24 protein-coding genes are annotated in these 24,185 nt (G+C 67.3%); 13 read left to right on the top strand and 11 right to left on the bottom strand.

Annotated elements, in window-relative coordinates:
• Positions 1–97 precede the first annotated feature (97 nt).
• Positions 98–544 (top strand): two-component system response regulator, encoded by a 447-nt coding sequence (locus BXA00_RS04275; RefSeq protein WP_231952204.1) that lies wholly within the window; start codon positions 98–100, stop codon positions 542–544.
• 36 nt (positions 545–580) lie between these two features.
• On the opposite strand, the gene catA is transcribed toward BXA00_RS04275, so the two are convergent.
• The 5 genes from catA to BXA00_RS04300 form a co-directional block, all read right to left on the bottom strand.
• A complete protein-coding gene (gene catA, locus BXA00_RS04280; protein ID WP_076516510.1) occupies positions 581–1,516 on the bottom strand; it encodes a catechol 1,2-dioxygenase in 936 nt (311 codons plus the stop codon).
• 55 nt (positions 1,517–1,571) lie between these two features.
• A complete protein-coding gene (locus tag BXA00_RS04285) occupies positions 1,572–2,717 on the bottom strand; it encodes a muconate/chloromuconate family cycloisomerase (protein WP_076516512.1) in 1,146 nt (381 codons plus the stop codon).
• Positions 2,718–2,889: 172 nt separating this feature from the next.
• Entirely contained in the window at positions 2,890–3,891 is a 1,002-nt protein-coding gene (locus BXA00_RS04290; RefSeq protein WP_076516524.1) for an NADP-dependent oxidoreductase, read from the bottom strand.
• A gap of 52 nt (positions 3,892–3,943) precedes the next feature.
• Positions 3,944–4,732, bottom strand: a complete 789-nt coding sequence (locus tag BXA00_RS04295) for an SDR family oxidoreductase (RefSeq protein WP_076516525.1) — start codon at positions 4,730–4,732, stop codon at positions 3,944–3,946.
• A 52-nt stretch (positions 4,733–4,784) separates the two neighbouring features.
• Positions 4,785–5,867 carry an alkene reductase gene (locus BXA00_RS04300; protein ID WP_076521791.1) on the bottom strand — a complete coding sequence of 361 codons (1,083 nt, stop codon included), beginning with the start codon at positions 5,865–5,867 and terminating at the stop codon, positions 4,785–4,787.
• Between the two features lie 131 nt (positions 5,868–5,998).
• On the opposite strand from BXA00_RS04300, the gene BXA00_RS04305 reads away from it, so the two are divergent.
• The 8 genes from BXA00_RS04305 (at position 5,999) to BXA00_RS28530 (ending at position 14,710) form a co-directional block, all read left to right on the top strand.
• Entirely contained in the window at positions 5,999–6,619 is a 621-nt protein-coding gene (locus tag BXA00_RS04305; protein ID WP_076516527.1) for a TetR family transcriptional regulator, read from the top strand.
• Positions 6,620–6,759: 140 nt separating this feature from the next.
• On the top strand, positions 6,760–7,275 hold the full coding sequence (locus BXA00_RS04310; RefSeq protein ID WP_076521792.1) for a hypothetical protein: 516 nt from the start codon (positions 6,760–6,762) through the stop codon (positions 7,273–7,275).
• 153 nt (positions 7,276–7,428) lie between these two features.
• Complete coding sequence (locus BXA00_RS04315; RefSeq protein WP_076516529.1) at positions 7,429–8,184, top strand: IclR family transcriptional regulator; 756 nt, start codon at positions 7,429–7,431, stop codon at positions 8,182–8,184.
• Positions 8,185–8,374: 190 nt separating this feature from the next.
• Positions 8,375–9,151, top strand: a complete 777-nt coding sequence (locus BXA00_RS04320) for an enoyl-CoA hydratase/isomerase family protein (RefSeq protein WP_076516531.1) — start codon at positions 8,375–8,377, stop codon at positions 9,149–9,151.
• A 40-nt stretch (positions 9,152–9,191) separates the two neighbouring features.
• A complete protein-coding gene (locus BXA00_RS04325; RefSeq protein WP_076521793.1) occupies positions 9,192–10,772 on the top strand; it encodes an AMP-binding protein in 1,581 nt (526 codons plus the stop codon).
• A 72-nt stretch (positions 10,773–10,844) separates the two neighbouring features.
• Entirely contained in the window at positions 10,845–11,861 is a 1,017-nt protein-coding gene (locus tag BXA00_RS04330; protein ID WP_076516533.1) for a tripartite tricarboxylate transporter substrate binding protein, read from the top strand.
• Positions 11,862–11,891: 30 nt separating this feature from the next.
• Entirely contained in the window at positions 11,892–12,674 is a 783-nt protein-coding gene (locus BXA00_RS04335) for an enoyl-CoA hydratase/isomerase family protein (RefSeq protein ID WP_076516534.1), read from the top strand.
• 170 nt (positions 12,675–12,844) lie between these two features.
• The gene (locus BXA00_RS28530; protein WP_083714390.1) at positions 12,845–14,710 is read left to right on the top strand and encodes a methyl-accepting chemotaxis protein; all 1,866 of its coding nucleotides are present in this window, start codon (positions 12,845–12,847) and stop codon (positions 14,708–14,710) included.
• 153 nt (positions 14,711–14,863) lie between these two features.
• On the opposite strand, the gene BXA00_RS04355 is transcribed toward BXA00_RS28530, so the two are convergent.
• The 4 genes from BXA00_RS04355 to BXA00_RS04370 all read right to left on the bottom strand — a co-directional run bounded on the left by BXA00_RS04355 (position 14,864) and on the right by BXA00_RS04370 (position 18,428).
• The gene (locus BXA00_RS04355; protein WP_083714170.1) at positions 14,864–16,270 is read right to left on the bottom strand and encodes a caspase family protein; all 1,407 of its coding nucleotides are present in this window, start codon (positions 16,268–16,270) and stop codon (positions 14,864–14,866) included.
• A 176-nt stretch (positions 16,271–16,446) separates the two neighbouring features.
• Positions 16,447–17,064: a hypothetical protein gene (locus BXA00_RS04360; RefSeq protein ID WP_076516536.1), complete on the bottom strand. Its 618-nt coding sequence runs from the start codon at positions 17,062–17,064 to the stop codon at positions 16,447–16,449.
• A gap of 2 nt (positions 17,065–17,066) precedes the next feature.
• Positions 17,067–17,732: an RNA polymerase sigma factor gene (locus tag BXA00_RS04365; protein WP_076516538.1), complete on the bottom strand. Its 666-nt coding sequence runs from the start codon at positions 17,730–17,732 to the stop codon at positions 17,067–17,069.
• A 111-nt stretch (positions 17,733–17,843) separates the two neighbouring features.
• On the bottom strand, positions 17,844–18,428 hold the full coding sequence (locus BXA00_RS04370; protein WP_076516540.1) for a hypothetical protein: 585 nt from the start codon (positions 18,426–18,428) through the stop codon (positions 17,844–17,846).
• A 265-nt stretch (positions 18,429–18,693) separates the two neighbouring features.
• Between BXA00_RS04370 and BXA00_RS04375 the strand changes: the two genes are divergently transcribed.
• The 3 genes from BXA00_RS04375 to BXA00_RS04385 all read left to right on the top strand — a co-directional run bounded on the left by BXA00_RS04375 (position 18,694) and on the right by BXA00_RS04385 (position 21,797).
• Positions 18,694–19,152: a hypothetical protein gene (locus tag BXA00_RS04375; RefSeq protein WP_076516542.1), complete on the top strand. Its 459-nt coding sequence runs from the start codon at positions 18,694–18,696 to the stop codon at positions 19,150–19,152.
• Between the two features lie 198 nt (positions 19,153–19,350).
• Positions 19,351–20,187: a hypothetical protein gene (locus BXA00_RS04380; protein WP_231952205.1), complete on the top strand. Its 837-nt coding sequence runs from the start codon at positions 19,351–19,353 to the stop codon at positions 20,185–20,187.
• 2 nt (positions 20,188–20,189) lie between these two features.
• Positions 20,190–21,797, top strand: a complete 1,608-nt coding sequence (locus BXA00_RS04385; protein ID WP_076521795.1) for a hypothetical protein — start codon at positions 20,190–20,192, stop codon at positions 21,795–21,797.
• Positions 21,798–21,842: 45 nt separating this feature from the next.
• On the opposite strand, the gene BXA00_RS04390 is transcribed toward BXA00_RS04385, so the two are convergent.
• Together BXA00_RS04390 and BXA00_RS04395 are read right to left on the bottom strand one after the other, a co-directional pair.
• Complete coding sequence (locus BXA00_RS04390; protein WP_076516546.1) at positions 21,843–22,196, bottom strand: NirD/YgiW/YdeI family stress tolerance protein; 354 nt, start codon at positions 22,194–22,196, stop codon at positions 21,843–21,845.
• A 191-nt stretch (positions 22,197–22,387) separates the two neighbouring features.
• Positions 22,388–23,116, bottom strand: coding sequence for an IclR family transcriptional regulator (locus tag BXA00_RS04395; RefSeq protein WP_076516548.1), 729 nt, complete (start codon positions 23,114–23,116; stop codon positions 22,388–22,390).
• 134 nt (positions 23,117–23,250) lie between these two features.
• On the opposite strand from BXA00_RS04395, the gene BXA00_RS04400 reads away from it, so the two are divergent.
• The gene (locus tag BXA00_RS04400) at positions 23,251–24,177 is read left to right on the top strand and encodes a hydroxymethylglutaryl-CoA lyase (RefSeq protein ID WP_076516550.1); all 927 of its coding nucleotides are present in this window, start codon (positions 23,251–23,253) and stop codon (positions 24,175–24,177) included.
• The last annotated feature ends 8 nt before the right edge of the window (positions 24,178–24,185 follow it).

The raw sequence follows: 24,185 nt of genomic DNA on the forward strand, positions 1-24,185 counted from the left end.
GCATGGCCGGCGCAACGCCCACAGGCATCCCTGCATGATCCTGGCGACAGCCGGTGGGCCGACAACCGAATCGCCGCCGCCGTGGCACTGAATAATCATGACAAAAATCCTTTTGGTCGACGACCAACCCACGTTGGTCGCCCTGATGAGCGAGTTCCTGAGCAGCGAAGGCTATGACGTCACGACGCATACCGACGGCCTGACCGCGCTGCAGCAGATGATCGCCCTGCGTCCCGACCTGGTCATCACCGACTTTTCCATGCCGGGCATGGACGGCGGCGCGCTCCTGACCGCCATGCGCGAGAACGCCTACCTGCACGAAACCCCGGTGCTGGTGCTGAGCGGCCGCCCCGAGTACGAGCTCATGGCGGCCTGCGAAGGCCGCGCGACGCTCATGCGCAAGCCGGCGCAACCGCCCGAGGTGCTGGAAGCGGTTCGCCGCCTGCTCGCGGAGTCGCAGCGGTCCTTGCGCGCGCAGACGTACGCCGGCCCGCTCGGCCACGCGGCGGGCTCGGCGCAAAGCATCCAGGCGTGCCCGGCCTGACGGCCTGACGCGTCGCGCGTACGGCCGCCGCCGGGTTCAGGCCTGGGCGCTGGCGCGCAGGCGGTTGACGACCTGGTTGTCCTTGCCTTGCAGCAGCCCGGTGAGCACGAAGTTGAATTCGATCTCTTTATAGGCATCCGCCTTCAGGCCCAGCCCGGCGCCGCCGGTCTTGTCGACCACGGGCGGGATCAGGGCTTCGCGGGTGGCATAGGCGAAGTCGTCCCAAATGAGGGGATCGCCCTCGATGTTGAATTGCGTCGTCAGCTTGCGATGCCCGTCGGCGCTGACGAAGAAGTGCACATGCGCCGGTCGGTTGCCGTGCCGGCCCAGCGCGTCCAGCAGTTGCTGGGTGGCGCCCTGCGGCGGACAGCCGTAGCCCACGGGCATCAGCGTACGGAACTCATACCTGCCGTCGGCGTCGGTCCGGACCGCGCCGCGCAGGTTGAACTCGGACTGCGCGCCGGTCGGGTCGAAGTGCGAATAAAAGCCCTTGGAATTGGCATGCCAGCATTCGACCATCGCGTTGGCCAGCGGCGCGCCGCGGGTGTCGCGCACGACGCCGCGGATCACGAGCGGGCCGGCGTCGGGATCCGGATCCAGATCGATGCGCGAGACACCGTCGCGCACCGGCGCGCCGGCCACGTAGAGCGGACCTTCGATGGTGCGCGGCGTGCCGCCATCCAGGCCGGCCAGCTCGTCCTCGCGATCCATCCGGACGTCGAGGTACTTCTCCAGGCCCAGGCCGGCGGCCAGCAACGCGGCCTCGCTATCGCGGCCGAGCTGGTTCAGGTAGTTCACCCCAGCCCAGACCTCGTCGGGCGTGATGTCCAGGTCGTCGATGGCCTTGAACAGATCGCTCAGCAGGCGATTCAGGATCTGCTTGACGCGCGGATTGCCCCCGCCGCCATCCAGATTGGTGGCGGCCTTCAGCAAGTCCTGCACTTCCTTGGTGTTGAATACGTCGAGGCTCATGTCTGTCTCCAGTGGGTTATCCGTTCTTGCGACCGGGCCGCGCGTCCGTGCCTGGTCAATGCTTCCTGTCCGTCGCCTTCACCAGCCCATCCCGCGTAAAGCGCTTGAGCTTGCCTTCATCCAGCTCGATCCCCAGCCCCGGTCCGGCCGGCACCGTCAGTTCAAAGTCGCTGTAGTCCAGCGGCTGCGTGAGGATTTCTTCGGTGATCAGCAAGGGGCCGAACAGCTCCGTGCCCCATTGCAGCCTGGGCAGGCTGGCAAACAGGTGCGCCGACGCAATCGTGCTGACCGCGCCTTCGAGCATCGTGCCGCCGTACAGTTCGATGCCCGCCGCGTCGGCGATCGCCGCCACGCGCTGGGCCGCAAACAGGCCGCCGTTCTGCTCGATCTTGATGGCGAACACGTCGGCGCCATGGTGGCGCGCGATCTCGAAGGCGGTGTCGGGGCCTTGCAGCAACTCGTCGGCCATCAGGGCCACCGGGAACCGGCGCATCAGCCGCGCCAGCGCCGCGGCGCTGGCCACCGGTTGCTCGACCAGTTCGCAGCCCGCCTGCGCCAACGCCGGAATGGCCCAGGCCGCCTGCGTCTCGCTCCACGCCATGTTCACATCCACCCGGACCGCGCCGCGATCGCCCAGCGCCGCCTTGATGGCAGCAACGTGGGCGATATCGACGCGCGGATCCCTGGCCCCGATCTTCAGCTTGAAAATGCGATGCCGGCGCGCGTCCAGCATCTTTTCGGCCTCGTCGATGTCGCGCGCGGTGTCGCCCGACGCCAGCGTCCAGGCCACCGGCAGGCGGTCCCGCTGGCGTCCGCCCAGCAGTTCGCTCACCGGCACGCCCAGCCGCTTGCCGTGCGCGTCCAGCAAGGCGGTTTCCAGCGCGCTCTTGGCGAAATGGTTCACCTTGACCAGTTTGCCCAGGTGCGCCATCAGCGCCTGGATGCGGGTGGCGTCCTGGCCGATCATGGCGGGCGCGAAATACGCGTCGATGGACAGCTTCATCGCCTCGGGGCTTTCCGGGCCATACGCCATGCCGGCAATGGTGGTGCCTTCACCGATCCCCACCACGCCGTCGCTGCAGTAAACCTTCACCAGCATCAGCGTCTGGCCATACATCGTGGCCACCGACAGCTTGTGCGGGCGGATGGTCGGCAGGTCGACGAGAGAGGTTTCGATGCGTTCGATGAAGGCGGCGGGCATGGCGGGCAATGGAAGTCAGAGAGTCAGAAGGCAGTTATAAGACTGCCCGACTTTTGCCGTCCAATACTTTGAAAATCCAAATTGATACCTGAAAGGCATAAATAAACCGCGCAGTCCCGGGGGCATGGCGCGGTTTTTCAATACTTTTCAGGTTTTGCTTGAGCTGCGCCCGTCAGCGGATCCGCAGGACAACCTTGCCCTTGGCGCGTCCCTGCGCCAGATAGCCAAGCGCTTCCTTCGCTTCGTCAAACGGGAACACGCGGTCTATCACGGGCCGGATGCGCCCGGTCGAAAGCAGCGCGCCGATTTCAGCAAGCTGCGCGCCGTCGGGGCGCACGAAGAGAAAGGAATACGACACGTCCCGCTGCCTGGCCAGCCGCCGGATCCTGCGGCTCATGAGCCCAAGGACCCACCTCAGAACGGGATTCAGCCGGCGGGCGCGCGCGAAGGCAGGGTCCAGGGGGCCGATCAGCGACACCACTTTGCCTCCCGGCTTGAGAATGTCCATCGACCGCTCGATCGCATCCCCCCTGAGCGTGCCCAGGACGACGTCATAGCCGCGCAGCACCTGTTCAAACGCCTGCGTCTTGTAGTCGACGACCTCATCCGCGCCCAGGTCGGCTACCCACTGGACGTTGGCCGTGCTGGTGGTCGTGCCCACCGTGGCGCCGAAATGCCTGGCCAACTGGATGGCGAAGGAACCGATCCCGCCGGACCCGGCGGGAACGAACACTTTCTGGCCAGCCTGGAGCCCGGCGCGTTCTTTCAGGGCCTGCCAGCACGTCAGCGCGACCATCGGAACCGCCGCGGCCTGCACGAAATCCAGGTTGTCGGGCTTGTGCGCGGCGGCGTGCTCGGGCACCGCCGCCAGCTCCGCGAATGTGCCTTTGCCCAGGTCGAAAACACTGGCAAAGACGGCATCACCGGGCTTGAAGCGCGTCACGGCGCTGCCGACCTCGATCACGACCCCGGCGACGTCGCTGCCCAGCGTGGCGGGCAGGTCGAACTTCAACACGGGCCGGAACGTCCCCGCCGGAATCATGTTGTCGATGGGATTCACGCCCGCGGCGTGAACCTCCACCAGCAGTTCGTCCGGCTTCAGGACGGGGCGAGCCACCTCGGCAAAGCCGATCCCGGGGGCCTTGCCATAGCGTTGGAAGGTAAGCGCTTTCATCTTGTGTGCAGATTCCCGAAAACAGCGGGCAGGTGGGCGGACGCCGCCCGGTTCAGGCGCGCGGCCGATAGCGTTCGGCGGCGTGCGCCTGCCGGATGTCGGACATCAGGCCCAGGCGCGCGCTTTCCAGCGAGTCCCAGCGCCCGGCCACATGCAGCGGCGGGATGGTGACGAGTTCGCGGCGATCAAAGCCCGCCAGCGCGGCATCGACCAATTCGCCCACCTCCATCGACTCGGCGAGGGTATCGATGTCGATACCGGCGCGTTCCCAGATCTCCGTGCGCGTCGCGGCAGGCAGCACCGCCTGCACATAAACGCCGCTGGGCGCCAGTTCGACGTTCAAACCCTGCGACAGGAACAGCACAAAGGCCTTGGAGGCGCCGTAGATCGACATGCCGAACTCGGGGGCAAAGCCCACCACCGAGCCGATATTGACGATGGCGCCGCCCCCTGCCCGGACAAAGCGCGGCGCGACGGCCGCCGCCAGCCGGGTGGGCGCCGTCGCGTTCAGGGCGATCAGCTGGTCGATGGCGTCGGCGCTCTGGTGCACGAAGCTGCCCGACTGCGCCATGCCGGCGTTGTTGATCAGGATGCCTATCTGGTCGTCATCGCGCAGCCTGGCTTCGACGCGGGCCAGGTCTGCCGCCTGGGTCAGGTCCGCCTGCAAGACGTCGACCTTTACGCCTGCATCTTGCTGCAGCCGCGCGGCCAGGGCCTGCATGCGCGCCAGGTCGCGCGCAACCAGGACGAGATCGTGGCCGCGGCGGGCGAAGCGCTCGGCATAAGTGGCGCCGATGCCGGAAGAGGCGCCGGTGATGAGAACGGCGGGAAGCGAAGTCATGGGTGTATTCCTTTGCAGAGGGGTCCGGGTGCGAAAAGCGGCCGGCGCCGCTTCAGGCGGCCAGGGTCGGGTAGTCGGTGTATCCCGCGGCGCCACCCCCATAGAGCGTGGCCACGTCCGGGCGGGCCAGCGGCGCCCCCGCCTTCAGGCGTTCGACCAGATCGGGATTGCTGATGAAGGGACGGCCGAACGCGAACAGATCCGCACGGCCCGCGTTCAGCGATTGGGTTGCCAGTTCCAGGTCATAGCCGTTGTTGGCCAGATAGGCTTGCCCGAACCGCTGCCGCAGCGCGTCATAGTCGAACGGCGCGACATCGCGCGGGCCGCCCGTCGCGCCCTCGACCACGTGCAGGTAAACGATGCCCAGCCCGCTGAGCTGTTCGACGATGTAGTCGTATTGCGCCTGGGGATCCGAGCAGGAGATGCCGTTGGCCGGCGACACGGGCGAAATCCGCACGCCGGTGCGATCGGCGCCAATTTCCTGCGCCACCGCGGCGACGACCTCCAGCAGCAGGCGCGCGCGGTTCTCGATGGTGCCGCCGTAGGCGTCGGTGCGCCGGTTGGCCCCATCCTTGATGAACTGCTCCAGCAGATAGCCGTTCGCGCCGTGGACCTCCACGCCATCGAAGCCCGCCGCCATGGCGTTGGCCGCGGCCTGGCGGAAGTCGTTGACGATGCCCGGCAGTTCATCGAGTTCGAGGGCGCGCGGCTGCGACACCTCGGCAAACGCATTGTTGACGAAGGTTTTCGTCTCCGCGCGAATCGCGGACGGCGCGACCGGCGCGGCGCCGCCCGGCTGCAGATCGACATGCGAGACGCGGCCGACGTGCCAGAGCTGGACGAAGATGTGTCCCCCCTTGGCATGCACCGCGTCGGTGACCTTGCGCCAGCCGGCGATCTGCTCGGGGGTGTACAGGCCCGGGGTGTCCTGGTAGCCCTGCGCCTGGGCCGACACCTGCGTCGCCTCGGTGATGATGAGGCCGGCCGATGCCCGCTGCGCATAGTAGGTCGCGGCCAGCTCGCCGGGCACCAGCCCGGCGCCGGCGCGATTGCGGGTCAGCGGCGCCATGACGATGCGATTCGCAAGCGTCAGCCCGCCCAGGACATAGGAATCGAACAGCGTGTGGTGGCTCATGTGCAACCCTTCAGGAATGAAATCGGACTCAATGATGACGATCATCATCTAAACTGTCAACGGTTTTGATGATGACCATCATCAATGTATGATGCAAGCCTTCTTCGACAGCTATTCAGCGTGGTCACACCATGAAGATCACCCGGGCACAGGCACAGGCGAACCGCCAGCACGTCGTCGAAACGGCATCCAGGCTGTTTCGGGAACGCGGCTACGACGGCGTCGGCGTCGCCGATCTGATGGCCGCCGCCGGTTTCACCCACGGCGGCTTCTACAAGCAATTCCGCTCCAAATCCGACCTGATGGCCGAAGCGGCCGCCTGCGGCATCGCGCAGACGGTGGCGTTGAGCAAAGACGCGGACCTGGCGGCATTCGTGGAGTCGTACCTGTCCCGCGAGCACCGCGACGGCCGCGCCACCGGGTGCACGATGGCGGCGTTGGGCGGCGATGCGGCGCGCCAGCCGCCCGCCGTCCGCGACACGTTCGCCGCCGGCATCGAGGGGCTGTTGACCGCGCTGGTCCCGGAAAGCGCCGCGTCGGACCCGGCGCAGGCGCGCCAGGCGCGCGCCCGGATTCTTGACCGGATGGCGCACCTGGTCGGCGCCATCGTCCTGTCGCGCGCCTGCCCGGACGACTCGCCTCTGGCCGACGAGATCCTGGCGGCTTGCCGCGAGAGCCTGCTGGCGTCAATCAGCCCGCCGTCGGCAGCGAACGACACCGCGCCCGCCGACCGGCATGACGCCGCGCCATGACGCGATAGCCCGTTTCAAGCCGGCGCCGACGATTCGTTGACGATCGTCAACGTCGGCCATCCTGGCAGATCTACGCTTGCCCTACTCGTCCGCTCAGTGCGCGGAGGAGTCCAGGAATATCAACCATGGGGAGAATGACCATGAAGATGCGCAGATTGGCCGGACTTGCACTCGCCGCCGCGATGGTTCCCGTTTTGGCGCCAGCCGCCCCGCCCACCGAGCCATCGGCTGCCTCGCCCGCGGCGGCGCAGCCGCAAGAGAGTGTCGAGCAGTTTGACAAGCAGGCGGCGCAGATCCGGGAGAACCTGGAAAAGATGCAGGCCACGATGGGCCAGATCCAGAAATCCACCGACCCCGCCGAACGCCAGAAGCTCCTGCGCGAACACCAGGAGTTGATGCAGAAGAACATGGGCATGATGAACCAGATGTGGGGCAGCGGCGCAATGGGTTGCTGCGCCATGGCGGGCGGCGGCGGGCGTCAACATCGCGGCGGACCCATGATGGGGTGGAACGCCATGCGGGGAAATTATTCGAATCTGAATCCCGAACAGGTCAGGGAACGCCAGTACATGCGGGATCAGTACATGGGCATGCAGCAAATGATGATGGAACAGATGCTGCAGCAGCAGATCAACCGGGGCGGTCCGCCGCGTTGACCCCGACGCGGGCGGCCCGGGCGCGCCGCCGCGCCCGGGCAGGACGGTACACTGTGCGCTCACTGGCCCCAGAGCGCTTCCTGTCCAACCGTGTCCACCGCCCCAAGTACCTCCGCTGCCGCACCCGCCTCCCCCATCGCCCGTGAGGACGGGGTGGACGAACGCCTGTTCGTGGCGTCGGTGGAAAAGGCGATGCGCGTGCTCGAAAGCTTTGATCGCGACAACCAGGCGCTGTCGATTCTGGAACTCAACGACCGTACCGGACTGGGCCGCAGCGCGACCCAACGCTTCGTCTACACCTTGCACCGGCTGGGCTACCTGCAGCGGCTGGCGGGCGCAAAGACCTATCGCCTGTCGGCCAAGCTGGTCGGTCTGGCCGGCACCACGCTGGGCGGAAATGCGCCCCTGCAACATGCCTGGCCGAACCTGGTCGAGCTGGCGCGCGAAACCGGCGAGTCGATCTCGTGGGTGGAGCTCGACGGCGACGACATCATCGTCCTGGGCAACATCCCCAGCGTGCACCCGGTGTCGGTGAACCTGCCGGTGGGCAGCCGCTTCGCGGCCATGCCGGCCTCGTCGGGGCAGGTGCTGCTGGCCCATCTTCCCGACGCCACGCTGCGCGCGCGGATCGCCGCCATGCCTGCCAGCGTACGCGCCCGGTTCGGCGATCGCGACGACGACGAGATCCTGAGCTTCTTCACCAAGGCCCGGGCGCAGGGCCATTCGATGACCGAGAAGAACCTGGGCCAAGGCAGCGTGTCGATTTCAGTGCCGGTCGTCGACGGCCGCGGCCAGACCATCGCCGCCATCAATCTTTCCACGCTGGCCGCCCGCCACGACGCGCACGCCGTGCGCACCCGCCTGCTTCCCCTCGTCATCCAGACCGCGCGCGACCTCATCGCGGCGTAATCCCCCCCTCTTTTAAGAAAATTGCATGGCAATTTAATTGCCATGGCTTGCGCATTCCCTACGGGAAAGCCCTCGCTTGTTCGTCCAAAAATCCGGCGTATGATCCATAAAAATTAAATAGTAATTTTATAAATTACTATGCAATTACAGCTGCCGGCGGCGGCAGATGCTTTCGTAAAGGACGAACACCATGGACTTCATCAAGTTGGAACGCGTTGGCAACGTGACCGTGCTGACGTTGAATCGGCCCGATTGCCTCAATGCCTGGCATACGGCAATGCGCGCCGAGATCATGCAGGTGCTGCGCGAGGCCGCGACGGATCCGGACGTGGGCGCGCTGGTGATGACCGGCGCCGGCGACCGCGCCTTCTGCGCAGGACAGGACCTGAACGAGGCGCGCGATTTCGACGGCGCCCGCGCCGAAACGTGGATCGGCGAATGGGAGACCTATTACCACCTGCTGCGCAGCTTCCCGAAGCCGCTGGTCATGGCGCTCAATGGCACCGCCGCGGGCTCGGCCTTCCAGGTGGCGCTGCTCGGCGACATCCGGGTGGCGCACGACGGCGTGAAAATGGGGCAGCCCGAAATCAACGCCGGCATCGCCAGCGTCACCGGTCCGTGGATCATGCGCGAGATGCTGGGCCTGTCGCGCACCATCGAGCTCACGCTGACCGGCCGCATGATGGATGCGCGCGAATGCCACCAACTGGGCCTGATTCACCACCTGGTCGCGGCCGACGAGGTGCGTACGCGCGCGCTGGAGATCGCCGCCCAACTGGCGGCCAAGCCGCCCGTGGCGTTGCGCCTGGACAAGCAGCGCTTCCAGGAAATGACCGAGGCCGGCTTTCGCGACGCCATGCAGGCCGCCGCGCGGCTGCACCACGAATCGTACGAGAGCGGAGAACCCGCCCGCATGATGCAGGCCTTCTTTGCCGAGCGCGAACAGCGCCGCCCCGCCGCCCGCTGACGTGGCCGCGCCTTTGGATTCTTCGACCGCTTTCGGCATCATGACCTCAGACACCCATATCGATATCCCGCCGGTCTCCGACGAAACGCTCGCGCAGCTCATCGCGCGCCGCGCCGCCGAGGCGCCGGACGAGGTGTATTGCCTCTTCAATGACGAGCCCCTCACGCTGGCCATGCTGCACCAGCGCGTGCTGCGCCTGGCCAACCTGCTGTGGCGCGAGGGCCTGCGCCCCGGCGACCGCGTGGCGCTGATGCTGCCCAGCCACCCCGACCATATCGTCGCCATCTTCGCGCTGGCCGCGCTGGGCCTGGTGCGGGTGCCGGTGAACGTGCACCTGAAGGGCGCGTCGCTCACGCATCTGTTCGAGCACCTGGCGCCGCGCGCCCTCATCGCCGATGCGGAACACGCCGACGCGCTGGCGCCCGAGCTGCACCGGCTGGATGTGGTGCTGTGGCGCGGCGGACAAGGCCCTGACGGCGATGCGGGCCGCGCATTCGAGCGCTATCTCGACACGCCGGCCGACCCGTTGCCGGTCTCGCCCGGGCCTGACGACATCCTAGCGCTCACGCCCAGCTCGGGCACGACGGGCGCGCCCAAGGGCGTGTTGAAATCCGACCGCACCCTGCGCGCCGGCCCGCTCGCGATCCTGCGGCTGACCGGCGCCGCGCCCGGCAACGTGTTCCTGTTGTGGGAATCCCTGCACCATGGCGCCGGCGTCGCGGTGATCATCTCGGCGCTGCTGGGCGGAACCCGCCTCGCGATGGTCGAACGTTTCAGCGCATCGCGCTTCTGGGACGACGCCCGCCGCTACGGCGTGACGCATATCCACTATCTGGGCACCGTGATTCCGATGCTGCTCAAGCAGCCCCCGCGTCCGGACGACCGCGACCACGGCGTGCGCATCGCCTGGGGCGGCGGCTGCCCGCCGGAGCTGTGGCAGGCGTTCTCGCAACGTTTCGGCGTGGAGATGCGCGAGGGTTACGGCCTGTCCGAGCTGATCACCTTCGTCACCGTCAACCCGGCCGGGCCCGCGGGCTCCGTGGGCAAGCCGCTCGATTACTACGACGTGCGGCTCACCGGCGACGACGGCGAACCCGTGCCCGTCGGCGAAAGCGGCGAAATCACCGTGCGCGCACGCGTGCCCGGCCTGGGGTTCCTAGGCTACTTCCGCAACCCCGACGCCGAGCGCGAGGCCCGGCGCGGCGAGTGGTTCTGCACCGGCGACCTCGCACGCCAGGATGAACAGGGCTTTCTCTACTACGCCGGCCGCAAGAAGGACATGCTGCGCCGGCGCGGCATCAATATCTCGGCCTGGGAGGTCGAGCGCGTGATTGCAGAGCATCCCGACATCGAAGAGACCGCCCTGGTGGGCGTGCCCAGCGACCTGGGCGAGGACGAGCTCAAGCTGTTCGTGCGCTTGCGCGAGGGCCGCGCGCTGGCGCCGCTCGACCTCATCCGCTGGAGCGAGCCGCGCCTGCCGTACTACCAGATCCCGCGCTTCGTGGCGTTCATCGACGAATTTCCAAAGACGCCGACGCAGCGGATCCAGAAAAAGGAACTGTCGCGCCAGACCGCCGGCGTGTGGGATCTGCAGACCTCGGGCTACCGGGTCGGCAAGTAACGTACCACCACTGCAGTTCAACGGACACATCAGAATCCGCGGACGACAACGCGCCGCATCAAGGGGAAGTCTATGAACACCATTTTCAATCGGAAGCCGCGCTGGGCCGCCAGGTTCGCGGCGGGCGCAATCAGTTTGGGCCTGGGCATGGGGCTGGGCCTGACGGCAGCGCCGGCGCAAGCCGAGTATCCCGAACGCCCGATCACGCTGATCGTGCCGTTCGCGCCTGGCGGCGCGGTCGACGTCGTCGGCCGCATCCTCGCCACGGCGATGGGCGAGCAGCTCGGCCAGACCGTCGTGGTCGAGAACAAGGCAGGCGCCAGCGGCAACATCGGCGCGCAGCAGGTGCGGCGCGCCAAGGCCGACGGCTACACGCTGCTGATGGCGCCCACCACGTCGTATGTGCTGAACAGCCGGCTGATGGGCAAGGACGTCGTGGGCTTCGATCTGCTCAAGGATTTCCGCTCGGTGGGCGTGGTGGGCGAGCTTCCCGTCGTGCTGGTGGCAAACCAGGGCATGGGCGTGAAGACCCTGCCCGAACTGGTCAGCAAGGCGCGGTCGGCGCCGGGCGAGTTCGCCTACGGTTCCTCGGGGCCGGGCACGTTGGAGCATGCCGTCGCCGAGATGTTCCGCCTGCGCGAAAAACTCGAGCTGCTGCACGTCCCGTATCGCGGCGCCGCGCCCGCCATGGTCGACCTGCTGGCCGGCCAGGTGCAGATGATGTTCGCCACGGCCCCCACGGCGCTGGCCAACCTGCCCGGCGGCCGCATCGTGCCGGTGGGCGTGGCCTCGCGCAACCGGCTGGCCTCGCTGCCCGACACGCCGACCCTGATCGAACAAGGGCTGCCGGACTTCACCGCGTCGTCGGTCTACGCCATTCTCGTGTCGCGCAACACGCCCGAGCCCGTCGTGCAGGCGCTCAATGGCGCGCTCAAGCGGCTGAACGAAGGGCCGGCGCTGGCCGAGAAACTGCGGCTGCAAGGGGTGGTGCCGGTCTACACCGACACCGCCCGCGCCGACGCGGCGCTGCGGGCCGAGGTCGAGAAATGGAACAGCGTGGTCGATGCCACGCACATCACGCTGAATTGATACGCCGCGAGCCCGGCACAGGAGACTGCATTGGCATCTGAAATTCGTCTGGAAAGCCGTGACGCCGGCCGCGTGGCCGTCGTCACGATCGATCGGCCGCACCGGCGCAATGCCTGCGACCTGGCAGCCTGGCGCGACCTGCGCGACATCTTTCGCGGGTTTGCGCAAGACCGCGGATTGCGGCTGGCGGTGCTGACCGGCGCCCAGGGCCACTTCTGCGCGGGCGACGACATCCTCGCGTTTCGCGAGGCGCTGTCCGACCCGGCGCGCGCCGACGCCTATCGCGCGGTGATCCAGGAATGCTTTGCGGCCGTGCAGGCCGCGCCGGTGCCGGTGATCGCGGCGATGCGCGGCGTGTGCGTGGGCGGCGGCGCAAGCCTGGCGCTGTGCTGCGACTTCCGCGTGGGCGACGGCAGCGCGCGGGTCAGCGTGCCGGTGGCGCGCCTGGGCCTGGTCTACCCCACCGTCCAGCTCCAGCGCCTGTCCCAGCTCATCGGCGTGAGCCGGACCCGCCGCTGGCTCTACACCGGGGAGTTCGTGGACGCCGCCGCGGCGCATCAGGCGGGCTTCATCGACGCCCTCCACGACGATCCGGTAGCCGGCGCGCTGGCCTTCGGGGCGGACATGATGGACAACGCACCGCTTTCGATTGCCGGCAGCAAGCTCCAGCTCAACGCGATCTCGGCCGGCACGCTGGTCGAAGACGCGGCGCGCATCCAGGCGCTGTCCGACCAGGCCAATCAAAGCGAGGACTATCGCAACGCCGCGACCGCCTTCGCTGAAAAGCGCAAGCCGGTGTTCGCTGGGCGTTGAGGCCCGGGAGGCGCCCCCGCCATCCGGCGAATCCCGAATAGTGGAACGCCGGACCGGCCGGGCGCGCCGACCAGGCTTTTTATCCCGCAGTTCGCCGTATTGCACCGCAACATGATGTGCTGTAGTTCACGCGTGGAGGACGCATTCCGCGGCCTCGTCGCGTGACCATCATGTCCAAACTCAGAAATCTCTCTCTCCGGGGCAGCCTGATCGCGCTGGTGCTCTTCTTCACCGCCACGCTGGTCGTGGTGGGCGCCATCGCCATGCAGCAGCTCTGGAGCATCAGCCAGAAGCAGCGCGCCATGTACACGGAAACCGTCATGCCGCTGCGTGTCGTGGTCGACGCCGCCCGGCAGGGCGCCACGCACTTCCGGCGCATGTACGTCTACATCTGGAATACCGATCCGAAAGGCCGCCAGAACGAACTTCGCCTGAACGAAGATTCCGAAAAGTCCGTGCTGCAAGCGCGCGACCGCCTGCAGCAGGAGCAGGATCCCACGCTGCGCGCCCTGGGCGGCAAGCTGGCCGACACCTGGACCCGCTACAAGTCGGCCGTGGACAACGTGAAAGGCCTGGCCGACCGCAACGACCCGACCGCGATGGCCGTGCTGCACAAGGACTCGGCCGAACTGCATGTGGCCGTGCGCAACCTCCTGATGGAAGCCGCCAAGCGCCAGGAAGAACTGGCCCGGCTGGACACCGAAGACGCCGCGGCATCGGTCGAACGCACGTTCTGGACGCTGACGGCACTGATCGTGCTGTGCGCCTTGATCGGCGGCGTCCTTGGCCTTCTTCTGGTGCGGTCCGTCATGCGCCGCCTCGGCGGCGAGCCGGCCTACGCCGCCCAGATCGCCCAGGAAGTCGCCAAGGGCAACCTGGCCGTGCGCGTGCAGCGCCGCGATGGCGACCAGACCAGCGTGCTGGCCAACATGGAAGCCATGCGCGCCAACCTGGCGCGCCTGGTAAGCCAGGTGCGCCAGTCCAGCGAGTCGATCGCCACGGGCGCCACCCAGATCACCTCGGGCAACAGCGACCTCAGCCAGCGCACGGAAGAACAGGCCGCCAACGTCGAAGAAACCGCGGCGTCGATGGAAGAGATGAATGCCGCGGTCAAGCAGAACCTTGAATCCGTGCAGATGGCCGCAAGCCTGGCCGGGTCCGCCAGCGCGGCCGCCGCACGCGGCGGCGAGGTCGTCGGCAACGTGGTCAGCACCATGGACGCCATCTCCGCCAGCTCGCGCAAGATCGTCGACATCATCGCCGTCATCGACTCGATCGCCTTCCAGACCAACATCCTCGCCCTGAACGCGGCGGTGGAGGCGGCCCGCGCGGGCGAACAGGGCCGGGGCTTTGCCGTCGTGGCCAGCGAAGTGCGCGCGCTCGCCCAGCGCAGCGCGGGCGCCGCCAAGGAAATCAAGCAACTGATCAGCGACAGCGTGGGCAACGTCGAAGCCGGCTCCACCCTGGTCGGCGAGGCCGGAAACACCATGAACGACATCGTGACGCAGGTGCGCCGCGTTGCCGACCTGATCGCCGAGATCGGCGCCGCTGCCCACGAGCAGGGACAAGGCATCTCGCAAGTCGGCGATGCCATCAACCAGCTCGACCAGACCACCCAGCAAAACGCCGCGCTGGTGGAAGAGTCGGCCGCCGCGGCCCACAGCCTGAACGGGCAGGCCGCGACGCTGGTGCAATTGGTCAGCGTGTTCCGCCTGGCCGACGACGGCGCCTTCCGCCCCGTGGCGCAGGCACAGCCGCAGGTACAGGCACAGCCGCAACCGCGCCCAAGTATCGCGACCCCTCGCGAGGCCCAGCCCGTGCACCCGCAGACCGGGAACTCGCAGCCCGTGCCCCCGCAGCCCGCAAAGCCGCTGCGCGCCCTGGCCAAGCCGGCACCCACCCGGGCCGCCGCCGCCGAAAAGCCCGCCCAGGCCCGCCGCGCGCACCCCAAGCCCGCGCCCGCCACGACCGCCCCGCTGCGGGTTCCGGGCGATCGCAAGCCCGCGCAGCCGAACGACGATTGGGAAAGCTTTTAAGCAATGAAGGTTGACGCGGCGCGCGGCGTGCTCAGTCCGCACCGCGCGCCGCGGCCATTAACGCCGCGTCGAGCACCGGCATCACGATGCGCTCCAGCGACCGCCTTCGCTGAAAAACGCAAGCCGGTGTTCGTTGGGTGTTGAACGGCAGACTCAGCGCTGGCCGGGAGGCCGCACGCCCAGCGCGCGCATCCAAGGCATGTCGGGCAGGCCCTGCACGGGCGCCATGCCCGGCAGGGGCAGGCCGACAGGATTGAGCGCGGCGTCCTGCAGCACCCTGGCCCACTCCTGCGGGTCTATGGGTTCTCCCATGCGCGCACGCACGTCCAGCAGGTCCAGCGCGGCCCGCCGGTGGCCCGCCTCGGCCGCGTCGCGGAACAGGCGTTCGGCCTCGGCATAGTTCCTGGGCACGCCCCGGCCCATGCCGGTCAGCTCGCCCAGATAGGTCTGCGCGGGCGCGAACCCTTGATCGGCGGCGCGCCGATACCAGCGGGCGGCGACCGGGTAGTTCTTCTCTACATACTCGCCGTTCTCGGCGATCAAGCCCAGGGTGGTCATGGCGACCACATCGCCCGCCTTGGCGCGCGCCTGCAGCGACGCCAATCGCGGTTCGTCCACATATTGCGCGCCCCGCTCGATTTCGTATTCCCATGCGCTCATGCGCGCCTTGATCAGATCGCGGCCCAGCGTGGGCGACGGGCCGCGTCCCGCCTGGCCCGGCTTTCCTCCGGGCGTCGCGGGCGTTGTGCCGTCAGCCAGCGTCGTGAAGGTAACGGTGCCGACCAGGCTGCTGGCGTAGTGGGGAATCTGGCGGTAGGCGGTGGCCACCTGCACGTCGGCGGTCAGTTGCTTGAAGAAGCTCTCCACCGGCGCGGAGCCGGGTAGCGCGCGCAGCCCCTGCGCGAAGTAATACGCATAGGGGCTGTGACGCGGCCCATCGTTGCCAAAGCCGTCTTCCGCGGTAGCGCCGGGCTGCGTCGAGAAGGCGATCAGCTCTCCGCCCGCGGGCACGGCGTGGACGAGGCCGGCGGAGGCCGCACCCCGGGTCAGGTTGGTGCGGCAGGCGTCAAGCACCATCAGGCGGGCACGGACGTTCGCGCGCCGCAACGCCTGCGACACGCGCCTGAGGCTCAGCGAGCTCTGCTGCGCCGTGCGGATGCGTACTTCGCCCAGCGGCAAGGGCAGATCCACGCCAAACAGATAGTTCACGTCATCCACGGCGACGGCGTGTCCGGCGAAATACACCAAGGCCAGATCCCCGCCCGTGGCACGCGCCGCGAAGTCATCGACGGCGGTTTCCATCTGCGCGGTGGTCAGGTCCGTGAGCAAGGTCACGTCGATGCTGCGCTGGCGCAGCGAATCGGCGATCAGCCGGGCATCGTTGACCGGGTTGACGAGCGCGTTGGCCGGGATGGCGTAGCGCGCGTTGCCGATCACCAGCGCATAACGGCGCCTGGCGGGCGACGCAGTGGTTGCCGCCACAGGCGCATCGTCCTCGGGCGTCGGCGCAGGGGCCGTGGAGGTAAGCGCCTCGGTGGGCGCCGGATCCGGATCGGCCATGTTTCTTGTGTTGAGTCCCCTTGCATTTGCTCCCGCCGCGCGCAAAGCCGTCGGGTGCGCCGCCCACAGGCTCGCGCCGATCAGCGCCGTCAACAATCGCCGCCGCATGGGTGGACACGTTGGTGCATGCGCCACGCCGGCGCCCGCAGGATTATTCAAGGACTTCATGCGAGGCCTCAGGGTTTGGGACAAGCGCCCGCGGGCGAGGCCGTGGCGGACAAGGCACCCAGCGCCGCGGCGGCGTCGCGCAGCGATGACTCGCGCGCCGCGGCCAGGACGTATTGGCCGTCCGCATCGGGACCGTCGACGATGGACACGGCGTACTGGGACAAGGTGTTGCGCAGTTGCCGGGCCGTCAGCGTGTCGGGCAGATCCACCGCCAGCCGAGGGCAGGACGCGCCGCCACGCGTCAGCACGCCGTCCGGCGCGGCGATGCCCGGCGCATCCGTCGGCGCTTGCTGGACCACCATGACGGACAGCATGATCGCCAGCGCCCAACCCAGCGGCATCAAGGGGCTGGCGGGCGTCGGCCATAGCCATTGCCACAGCCGGCGCGCGCGGGACATCGGCGCGCGCACCGCCCGCGGGCGTTGCGCCAGCGCGCGCAGAAAGGCGGCATCGCGCTCGGCCTGGCCGATCTCGTTGTGGGCCAACTGACGCGCCTGGGCCAGATCGCGCCACGTATCGAGCTCGGCCCGCAGCGCGGGGTCGCGCGCGAGTTCAGCTTCGAAGGCGCGGCGGGCCGGGGCATCAAGCTCGCCCGACAGATAGGACAGCACTCGGTCTTCAGGCATGATCAGTCCATTCCTTTGCGCGTGCATTCCGTCACCAGCTTGCGCGCGGCGTGCAGGCGGCTTTTCACGGTAGGCACGTGCAGGTCCTGCTGCCTGGCGATCTGTTCCATCGGCATGTCGTCCAGGTACAGGAACATCGTGGCGCGCAGGGTGTCGCTGAGCTTATTGAGGCATTCGCGCATGCGCTTGACGATAGATAGATGCTCGTAGGCGTGCGCGGGATCGGCAAAGCGGGAGGGGTCGCCCACGTTCCGGATGTCGTCGAGCGCCGCGTCATCGTGCTCGCCGCCGTCCTCGGGATAGGTCCATTGCACTTCGTGCCGCGTGCGGCGATGCATCTGGATCAGCTCGTGCAGCGACCCGCGATACAAGTAGCCGCCCAGCGTGCCGACGGCCAGTTCATGCGCCGTCCATCCGCCCTCGGGCTGACCCTGCTTGAACCCCTCATCCTTGAACGTGCGCGTGTGCAAGAACTTCATGAGCGCATTGTTGAACGCATCGACCACGCCATCGGGCGACGCGTTGAAGAATTTCCTGCGCAATTTCAGCGTGATGTGCTGCTCGGCCTTGTTGCGAAACGCCAGCGCGTAGTGGGGATCGGCATGCATGATGCGCAGCAACGCGTCAACGTTTTCAATGACGTAGCGCTTGGAATCGAGCGAGTTCATGGTTCAGATTCTGGAAGTCGAACTGGACGCGGAACGTCAGCCCACCGGCGGCAACAGCCGCAACCCGGCAAAACGCGGGCTGCGGCACATTAGCCGTGCAGGGGCGGAAAATCAAGCGCGGCGGCGCAGCACGGCGATGCCGCGGACAGTGAATGCGACGGCGATGGCCAAGGACAGATAGAAGCCAAAGCCGAACGACAGGCTGTCCCACAGATTGGACGCCATGTCTCCCGCCAGGCTGCGACTGGACCGCGAATTGCTCATGAAGCCCGCAAACTGGCGCGTGGCGTTCATGAGCTCGCGGACCTGCGACACCACGCCGGCCAGCGCAATGGCCCACAGCGCGAGGGGTGCAAAGTAGCCCAGGCGCGCCGCGCGATGGGTCAGCAGCGAGGGCAGCAAAGGGCCCGCCACGGCCAGCAGCCACAGCAGTGCATAAACGCCCGCGCCCGAACCTCGGCCCGCCATCGCGCCTTGCATGCTGCCGCCGTTCTGCAAACGCAACAGGTCGTAGAAGCTCAGGCTTGCATTCGACCCCATCATGCTTAGCGAGACCACGGCAAACACCGTAGTGGCCAAAAGGAACAGCAGCGCGCCCACGGCGTCGCCACGATGGACGCGCCGGGCCGCGATGCCCGCCCACCGCGCCGCATGGGTCCTGGCCTGCGTCAATACGTCCTGTGCTTTGCCTTGCATGGTCTTTCCTTGTCTGGTTGTGGCGGGATGCCGGTATTCATGGCTACGCATGGCGGCCGAAAAGGTTCGTTTTTTTTCGGGCGTTTTTCAGGCGATTGTTTTTTTCCGGATGGGTTTATGCTTCGGCGCGACTTTTTTTCGAACTTTTCCCGAGGTGGCGCGTAGCAATGGTCAAGGGCGCGGCTTTTCCGCCCCGCTTGCCGACAAAGCCCGGCATGCCCCACTGACTGAAAAGTCCCACTGACCAAGAACGGAGCGTTCAATCATGTCCACCCCCACCCCGCTGGCCGCCCTGTACCAAACCGTGGTGCAAGAAGAACTGGGCCTGGTCGCCCGCTTTGACGATGAAGGCGATGTGGTCTTCAAGTATCCCGACCTGGGCATCATGTACTTCAGCCTCAGCGATTCGGATCCGGAATTCCTGCGTTTGGTCTACCCAAGCTTCGTGCAGGCCGACGAACTGGGTTTGACCCGCGAACAACTGCTGGAGGTGATCAACACCGTCAACAACCGCTGCAAGGCGATCAAGCTGACGCTGTCGCAAGACAGCGCGGAACGGGCCGGGCGTTTGTCGGCCTCGGTGGAAAGCTTTGTGGCCGGGCCCAACACCCTGCCGGATGCCGCCCTGCTCCGCGCCACCGTCGAACGCTGCGTGTCCGCCGTGCGCCACGGCGCGCGCGAACTGATCAAGCAGGCGATGGAACTGAAGCAGCCCGCCAGCTAAGCGCGGCTGTCCGGCGGCCCGATACGGCCGACCGGGCCCTGCGCAATTGAAACAACCCTGGTCCTGCCTTGTAACTTTGCGATACATTGCAGGGCTTTGACGGAAACGGCGCCTCGCCGCGCCGGGTTTCCCGCCTTCCCCATGATGTCAATGCGCCTGCCTGTATCCTGTTCGTCAATCCTTCGCCTTATCACCAGTTTGCTGCTCCTTGCCGGGCTGTCTGCCTGCGCGGTCAATACCAATTCCCGCGGCAACTTCGTCTATGGCGTGGATACCGCCGCCCTGTTTGGCACCGAGATCAGTCAGTTTCCCTTGCAGGACGGGGGGACCGGCACGCTGCGCCGCGAGGGCAAGAACTTCTCGGTGAAGCTATCGGGCAACCAGCGGGTGGTGCCCTTGAACAACGTGGAGTCCGCACGGATCGCACGCACAGAAAACGTGGGGCCGCGCACCGTGGTCGTCATCGAAACGCAGCGCCGCAACTGCGACTACCGCTATACGGTGCTGGCCATCGAAGGCTCCGACGTGCTGTCGTGGGACCTGGGCAATTGCCGGGACCGGCCGGCGGTGCTGGTCCAGGACGACCGCAGCGCCATGACCCTGGACTTTCCCAAGGGCGCCAGGATCGAACGGTTCATCTACACGCAAGACGGCCGGATGCGCCGGGGCGATGTGAAGACGGTCGCGGGCATGAATCCGCGCGCCAAGCCGTTCGCCGATGAATCGCTGTACCCGCCCGGGTATCAGGAGTCGTTGCGCCTGTATGGGGTCTACCCGCCGCCCCCGGCGCCGGCCGCTCGCTCCGGCAGGTCGGGCCGCAGCGCCTCGCCCGATACGGTGCAGACCCGGGCGTCCGGCGGCAGTGCATCCGGTGGTCGCGCTGTTGCGCCGCCACCGCAGCGCGCACCCGCGAGCGGCGCGCCCACTGCGGCGGCCGGCAGCTCGCCACGCACGGGCGCGGCATCGCGCGCGCCGGCCAAGCTGGACCTGCCCGACGAGGAAATCACCTCGACGCGTCTGGACCTGAGGGATTGACCGTGCGGCAAGCCCAGATTCGCCAGATCCTTTTCCTGATCGTGCTGACGGTCATCTACCTCGCTTTCGAACTCGGCTTCAATGCCCGCCTGCTCGATGTGGTGGGCAGCCGCGCCACGCCGCACGATATCGAAGAACTGGAGTTCTTCGGCCGAACCCTGTCCGGCATCGCCGCCGCGCTGGTGGTGCTGCAGCTGATGTGGACCCGTCGGCTCGCCACGGGCGGCCGCCCCTCCACCCTGAAGATCGCCGTCGCTTGTGTCGTGACGGCGCTCCTTGTCTTCAGCGCCATCAAGCTGCTGGTGAACGTGCTCGTCGATACACGCGATGGCGAGTTCCGCCGCATCGCCACCAACGCCGGCTTGCTGCAACGGTCGCTGGTGCAGGGCGACCTGCAACTGGACGGGCTGGTGGACGACGACGACGTCTACGCGCGCCCCGAGGGCAAGGCGTTCCTGGCCGTGTTCCAGGTGCTGCTGTCCAACATCGACAACCTGGACGAAAAAGTCGAACCGAAGAAGCGGCAGGTCATCCGCACCGATCTGCAGCGCCAGATGAAGACGTTTACCTTCGATGGCCGCGAAGTCCGCATGACAGCCCCTGGCATACGCGGCTATCACCAGGTCTACACCAGCGTGATGGGTTCCGTGGCCGAGCGTTGGAAGAAGTATGCGGGTGTGCCGGTGGCGTCGGACATTGGCCTGGCGCGCGAACAGGATCGCGCCTGGGGCGACTACCGCCGCAGCCTGTCGCGCCGCGGCTGGACGCCCGACAACGTGCCGGCGCGCTACAAGGGCCGCGTGGTGCAGGACGTGCGCAAGCGCATTCCCGTGCCCGGCGACTGGCAACCGCATGACCGCGCCACCTTCAATGAGGCGGTGGCGCAGCAGTACTGGAGGACCATGCGCAGCCGTACGGTGCATGTCGAGGGCGACGCCATCCCGCCCGGCCTGGCGTACGAAGACTTCGTCGCGCGCCCCGGCGTCCAGAAGCTGCTGCGCCAGGCCTTGATGGTGCCAGCCACGATGAACGTTGCGCCCAACTACACGGATGTGGCCGGCTTCAAGCGGCTTTACGAAGGCATGCTGGACCGGGCCGTGGACGAAGCCCTGCCGCGCTTTTCCGCCAGCAGCGCGGACTTCGGGCGCGGCGGACTGCACGACAAGCTGGGGGAGGACGCCGCGCGCGCGGCGATCGTGCCGCCGGTCGCGCTGCTGTGTTCGCTATTGGGCGCGGTGGGCCACTTCGCCAAGCTGCTCTACCTGATCGCCAAGCTCGTCGTCTGGCTGCGCACGCCGGCGGGCCAGCAGCCGGGGCGCACCGCCACGCGCGCGGCGGGCCTGGCGCTGGTGTTGACGCTGGCCTGCGTCTGGACGGCGTTCTCCTTCATGCAGAACGGCGTGACGCGAAGCGAACTCTTCCAGCAGATGTCGCGCGTGGAAGGCGGCAGCCAAGACGAGTCCATCGGCCAGGCGCTGCGGCGGCGCGTGCTGGCCAACGTAGCCCATGTGGTCGTGGTGGGGCAGGCCTACACCTACCCCTTCAACGAGGCCGTGCGTACGCGCGTGCTGGGTGGCATCAAATACGGGTATCACGGCGATGCGGGCTAGTGCGCAATACCGCCGCGCTGACGCATCAGCCAGAAACTGCGCGCCCTAGGGTGAAACCACCTCCAGCGCGTTGACGTAGACGTAGCGGCCGGCGCGACCCACGTCGATCTCGCCGGTAATACGAACGGTGGTGCTGGGTTCCACGCGCTGGCCCCGGAAGACCCGGTCCGGAATCTCGACGCGCATGCTGCCGCTTTTATCGCGAAAGGTGAAGTACTCCTCGCGCAAGTGTTCGATAACGTTTCCGGTCAACGTGACATACGTGCCCACACGCAGATTGCCGGCGGCTTGCGTCACCGTGGTATGGGACCCGGATTTGCTGGGCCCTGAAAACTGTGCAAGCGCGGACGCCGAAAATGCGACCGACAAGACCATCGCGGAAATAAGCCTGGCGTACATGACATTCTCCTTGTTTGCATTGGCATAGACCCAAGACTCTCAAGACATCGCAATCATTCACACCACGGCTATCCGGCAGACGCGCCGCGTTGGCGCCGTGAACATCGCCGCCTGCAGCCCTATGCGCAGCGGGTCGTGGGCATCCCTTTCAGCATGAAGGCGGACAAACTGGCTTCACGCTGCCGGGCGCATCACCCCACTTTACCGCTTAGGCGTCTCGCCGCCTGCAAGACCGCCTCAAGGTGCGCATGCCGATGCCGATGCACCGGCGCGGTCAGCGTCACCGCAGCGGCGACGCTCCCATCCGCCAGGAATACCGGCGCGGAAATGCCCGCCACTTCCGCCAGGCGATCCCCGACGGCGACGATGTAGCCATCGGCGCGGATACGGGCGTACAAGGCCTGGTCGCCCCCCGGGGCGACACCCAGCACCGGGTCGAACGCGGTCAGCACCCGCCCCCCCGTTCCCCGGTCCAGTGGCAGCAGGTCGCCGGCGCGGATGTGGTCGCGCACCGGGTGCGGAGAATCCACGCGGTACAGGCATAGCCGCGCATCGCCCTGGCGCACGTGATAGGCGGCGCTTTCGCCGGTTGCCGCAACCAGGTCGCGCAGCACCGGCATCACGATGCGCTCCAGAGAGAAAGACGCGGCGTATAGCCCGTGCAGGCGCGCGATCTCGGGGCCCAGCGCAAAGCGGCCGTCCTCGAGCCGCTGCACCCAGCCAGCATGCATCAATGACGCCAGCAGCCGCAGCACCGTGCTTTTGTACAACTGGGTGCGCTCGGCAAGCTCAATCAGGGAAAGCGAGGCGTCCCCCTCGCCAAACACCGACATCAGGCTCAACGCCCGATCCACCGCGGCCACGCCGCCCTCTGCGGCATCGCGGTCGGCCAATGATTCCGTCGCGGCTTTACGCGGCATGGCGGCTCCTGCATTCCATCTATTAGAACGTTGCATTGTAGGCGGCGCTTGACAACCGCTTTGCGCCTGCTGCATCATTTCAACTTATAGAACTTCATTCTATAAGATAGAACATATCATACGGAGACACGCCCATGCCACCCCGCCCTTTCGTTCTCATCAGTGAAGTGGGTCCGCGCGACGGTCTGCAGTCGGTCAAGGCCACGATGCCGACCGAGGCGAAGTGCCGCTGGATCGACGCGCTGGTGGCCGCGGGCGTGCGCGAAATCGAAGTGGCCTCGTTCGTGCCGCCCAGACTGTTGCCGCAGATGGCGGACGCCGCCGACGTCGTGCGCCATGCCTTGACCCATCCCGGCCTGACTGTCATGGCCCTGGTGCCCAACCTGCGCGGCGCCCAGGCCGCATTGAACGCGGGCGTGCACAAGCTGACCATGCCCGTGTCCGCCAGCCGCGCCCATTCGCTCGCGAACGTGCGCAAGACGCCGGAAGAGATGGTCGAGGAAGTCCGCGCCATCGCCCGGCTGCGCGACGAGATGGCGCCGAGCGTCAAACTGGAGGCGGGCATTTCGACCGCCTTCGGCTGCACGCTGCAGGGTGACGTTGCCGAGGACGACGTGATCCGCCTGGCGGTGCAATGCATCGCCGCCGGCGCCGATGAGTCCGGCCTGTCCGATACGGTGGGTTACGCCAACCCCGCCCAGGTGCGCCAGCGCTTTCGCCGCCTGCGCGAGGAATTGGGCGAGCACGCCGGCGCGGCCCATCTGCACAACACGCGAGGACTGGGACTGGCCAATTGCCTGGCGGCTTACGACGAAGGCGTGCGCACTTTCGACAGTTCGCTGGGCGGGCTGGGCGGATGCCCTTACGCGCCCGGCGCTTCGGGCAACGTGGTCACCGAAGACCTCGTCTTCATGTTCGAGGCCATGGCCATCGACACCGGCATCGACCTGAAGGCCCTGTTTGCCGCGCGAGCGCCGCTGGCGGCCGGCCTGCCCGGCGAACCGCTCTACGGCATGACGCCGGACGCGGGCCTGCCCCGGAATTTCGCGCCCGCGCACTGAACCAGGAC

Origin of the sequence: Achromobacter sp. MFA1 R4 (assembly GCF_900156745.1) — a bacterium.
GTDB lineage: Bacteria > Pseudomonadota > Gammaproteobacteria > Burkholderiales > Burkholderiaceae_B > Achromobacter.

What these genes read in the sequence shown, in the direction of transcription:
- BXA00_RS04365 (WP_076516538.1), bottom strand. Translation starts at nt 17,732, where the DNA reads ATGAACTCGCTCGATTCCAAGCGCTACGTCATTGAAAACGTTGACGCG.
- BXA00_RS04355 (WP_083714170.1), bottom strand. Translation starts at nt 16,270, where the DNA reads ATGGCCGATCCGGATCCGGCGCCCACCGAGGCGCTTACCTCCACGGCC.
- BXA00_RS04285 (WP_076516512.1), bottom strand. Translation starts at nt 2,717, where the DNA reads ATGCCCGCCGCCTTCATCGAACGCATCGAAACCTCTCTCGTCGACCTG.
- BXA00_RS04325 (WP_076521793.1), top strand. Translation starts at nt 9,192, where the DNA reads ATGACCTCAGACACCCATATCGATATCCCGCCGGTCTCCGACGAAACG.
- BXA00_RS04375 (WP_076516542.1), top strand. Translation starts at nt 18,694, where the DNA reads ATGTCCACCCCCACCCCGCTGGCCGCCCTGTACCAAACCGTGGTGCAA.
- BXA00_RS04360 (WP_076516536.1), bottom strand. Translation starts at nt 17,064, where the DNA reads ATGCCTGAAGACCGAGTGCTGTCCTATCTGTCGGGCGAGCTTGATGCC.
- BXA00_RS04310 (WP_076521792.1), top strand. Translation starts at nt 6,760, where the DNA reads ATGAAGATGCGCAGATTGGCCGGACTTGCACTCGCCGCCGCGATGGTT.
- BXA00_RS04275 (WP_231952204.1), top strand. Translation starts at nt 98, where the DNA reads ATGACAAAAATCCTTTTGGTCGACGACCAACCCACGTTGGTCGCCCTG.
- BXA00_RS04395 (WP_076516548.1), bottom strand. Translation starts at nt 23,116, where the DNA reads ATGCCGCGTAAAGCCGCGACGGAATCATTGGCCGACCGCGATGCCGCA.
- BXA00_RS04330 (WP_076516533.1), top strand. Translation starts at nt 10,845, where the DNA reads ATGAACACCATTTTCAATCGGAAGCCGCGCTGGGCCGCCAGGTTCGCG.
- BXA00_RS04370 (WP_076516540.1), bottom strand. Translation starts at nt 18,428, where the DNA reads ATGCAAGGCAAAGCACAGGACGTATTGACGCAGGCCAGGACCCATGCG.
- catA (WP_076516510.1), bottom strand. Translation starts at nt 1,516, where the DNA reads ATGAGCCTCGACGTATTCAACACCAAGGAAGTGCAGGACTTGCTGAAG.
- BXA00_RS04290 (WP_076516524.1), bottom strand. Translation starts at nt 3,891, where the DNA reads ATGAAAGCGCTTACCTTCCAACGCTATGGCAAGGCCCCCGGGATCGGC.
- BXA00_RS04400 (WP_076516550.1), top strand. Translation starts at nt 23,251, where the DNA reads ATGCCACCCCGCCCTTTCGTTCTCATCAGTGAAGTGGGTCCGCGCGAC.
- BXA00_RS04295 (WP_076516525.1), bottom strand. Translation starts at nt 4,732, where the DNA reads ATGACTTCGCTTCCCGCCGTTCTCATCACCGGCGCCTCTTCCGGCATC.
- BXA00_RS04390 (WP_076516546.1), bottom strand. Translation starts at nt 22,196, where the DNA reads ATGTACGCCAGGCTTATTTCCGCGATGGTCTTGTCGGTCGCATTTTCG.
- BXA00_RS28530 (WP_083714390.1), top strand. Translation starts at nt 12,845, where the DNA reads ATGTCCAAACTCAGAAATCTCTCTCTCCGGGGCAGCCTGATCGCGCTG.
- BXA00_RS04320 (WP_076516531.1), top strand. Translation starts at nt 8,375, where the DNA reads ATGGACTTCATCAAGTTGGAACGCGTTGGCAACGTGACCGTGCTGACG.
- BXA00_RS04300 (WP_076521791.1), bottom strand. Translation starts at nt 5,867, where the DNA reads ATGAGCCACCACACGCTGTTCGATTCCTATGTCCTGGGCGGGCTGACG.
- BXA00_RS04305 (WP_076516527.1), top strand. Translation starts at nt 5,999, where the DNA reads ATGAAGATCACCCGGGCACAGGCACAGGCGAACCGCCAGCACGTCGTC.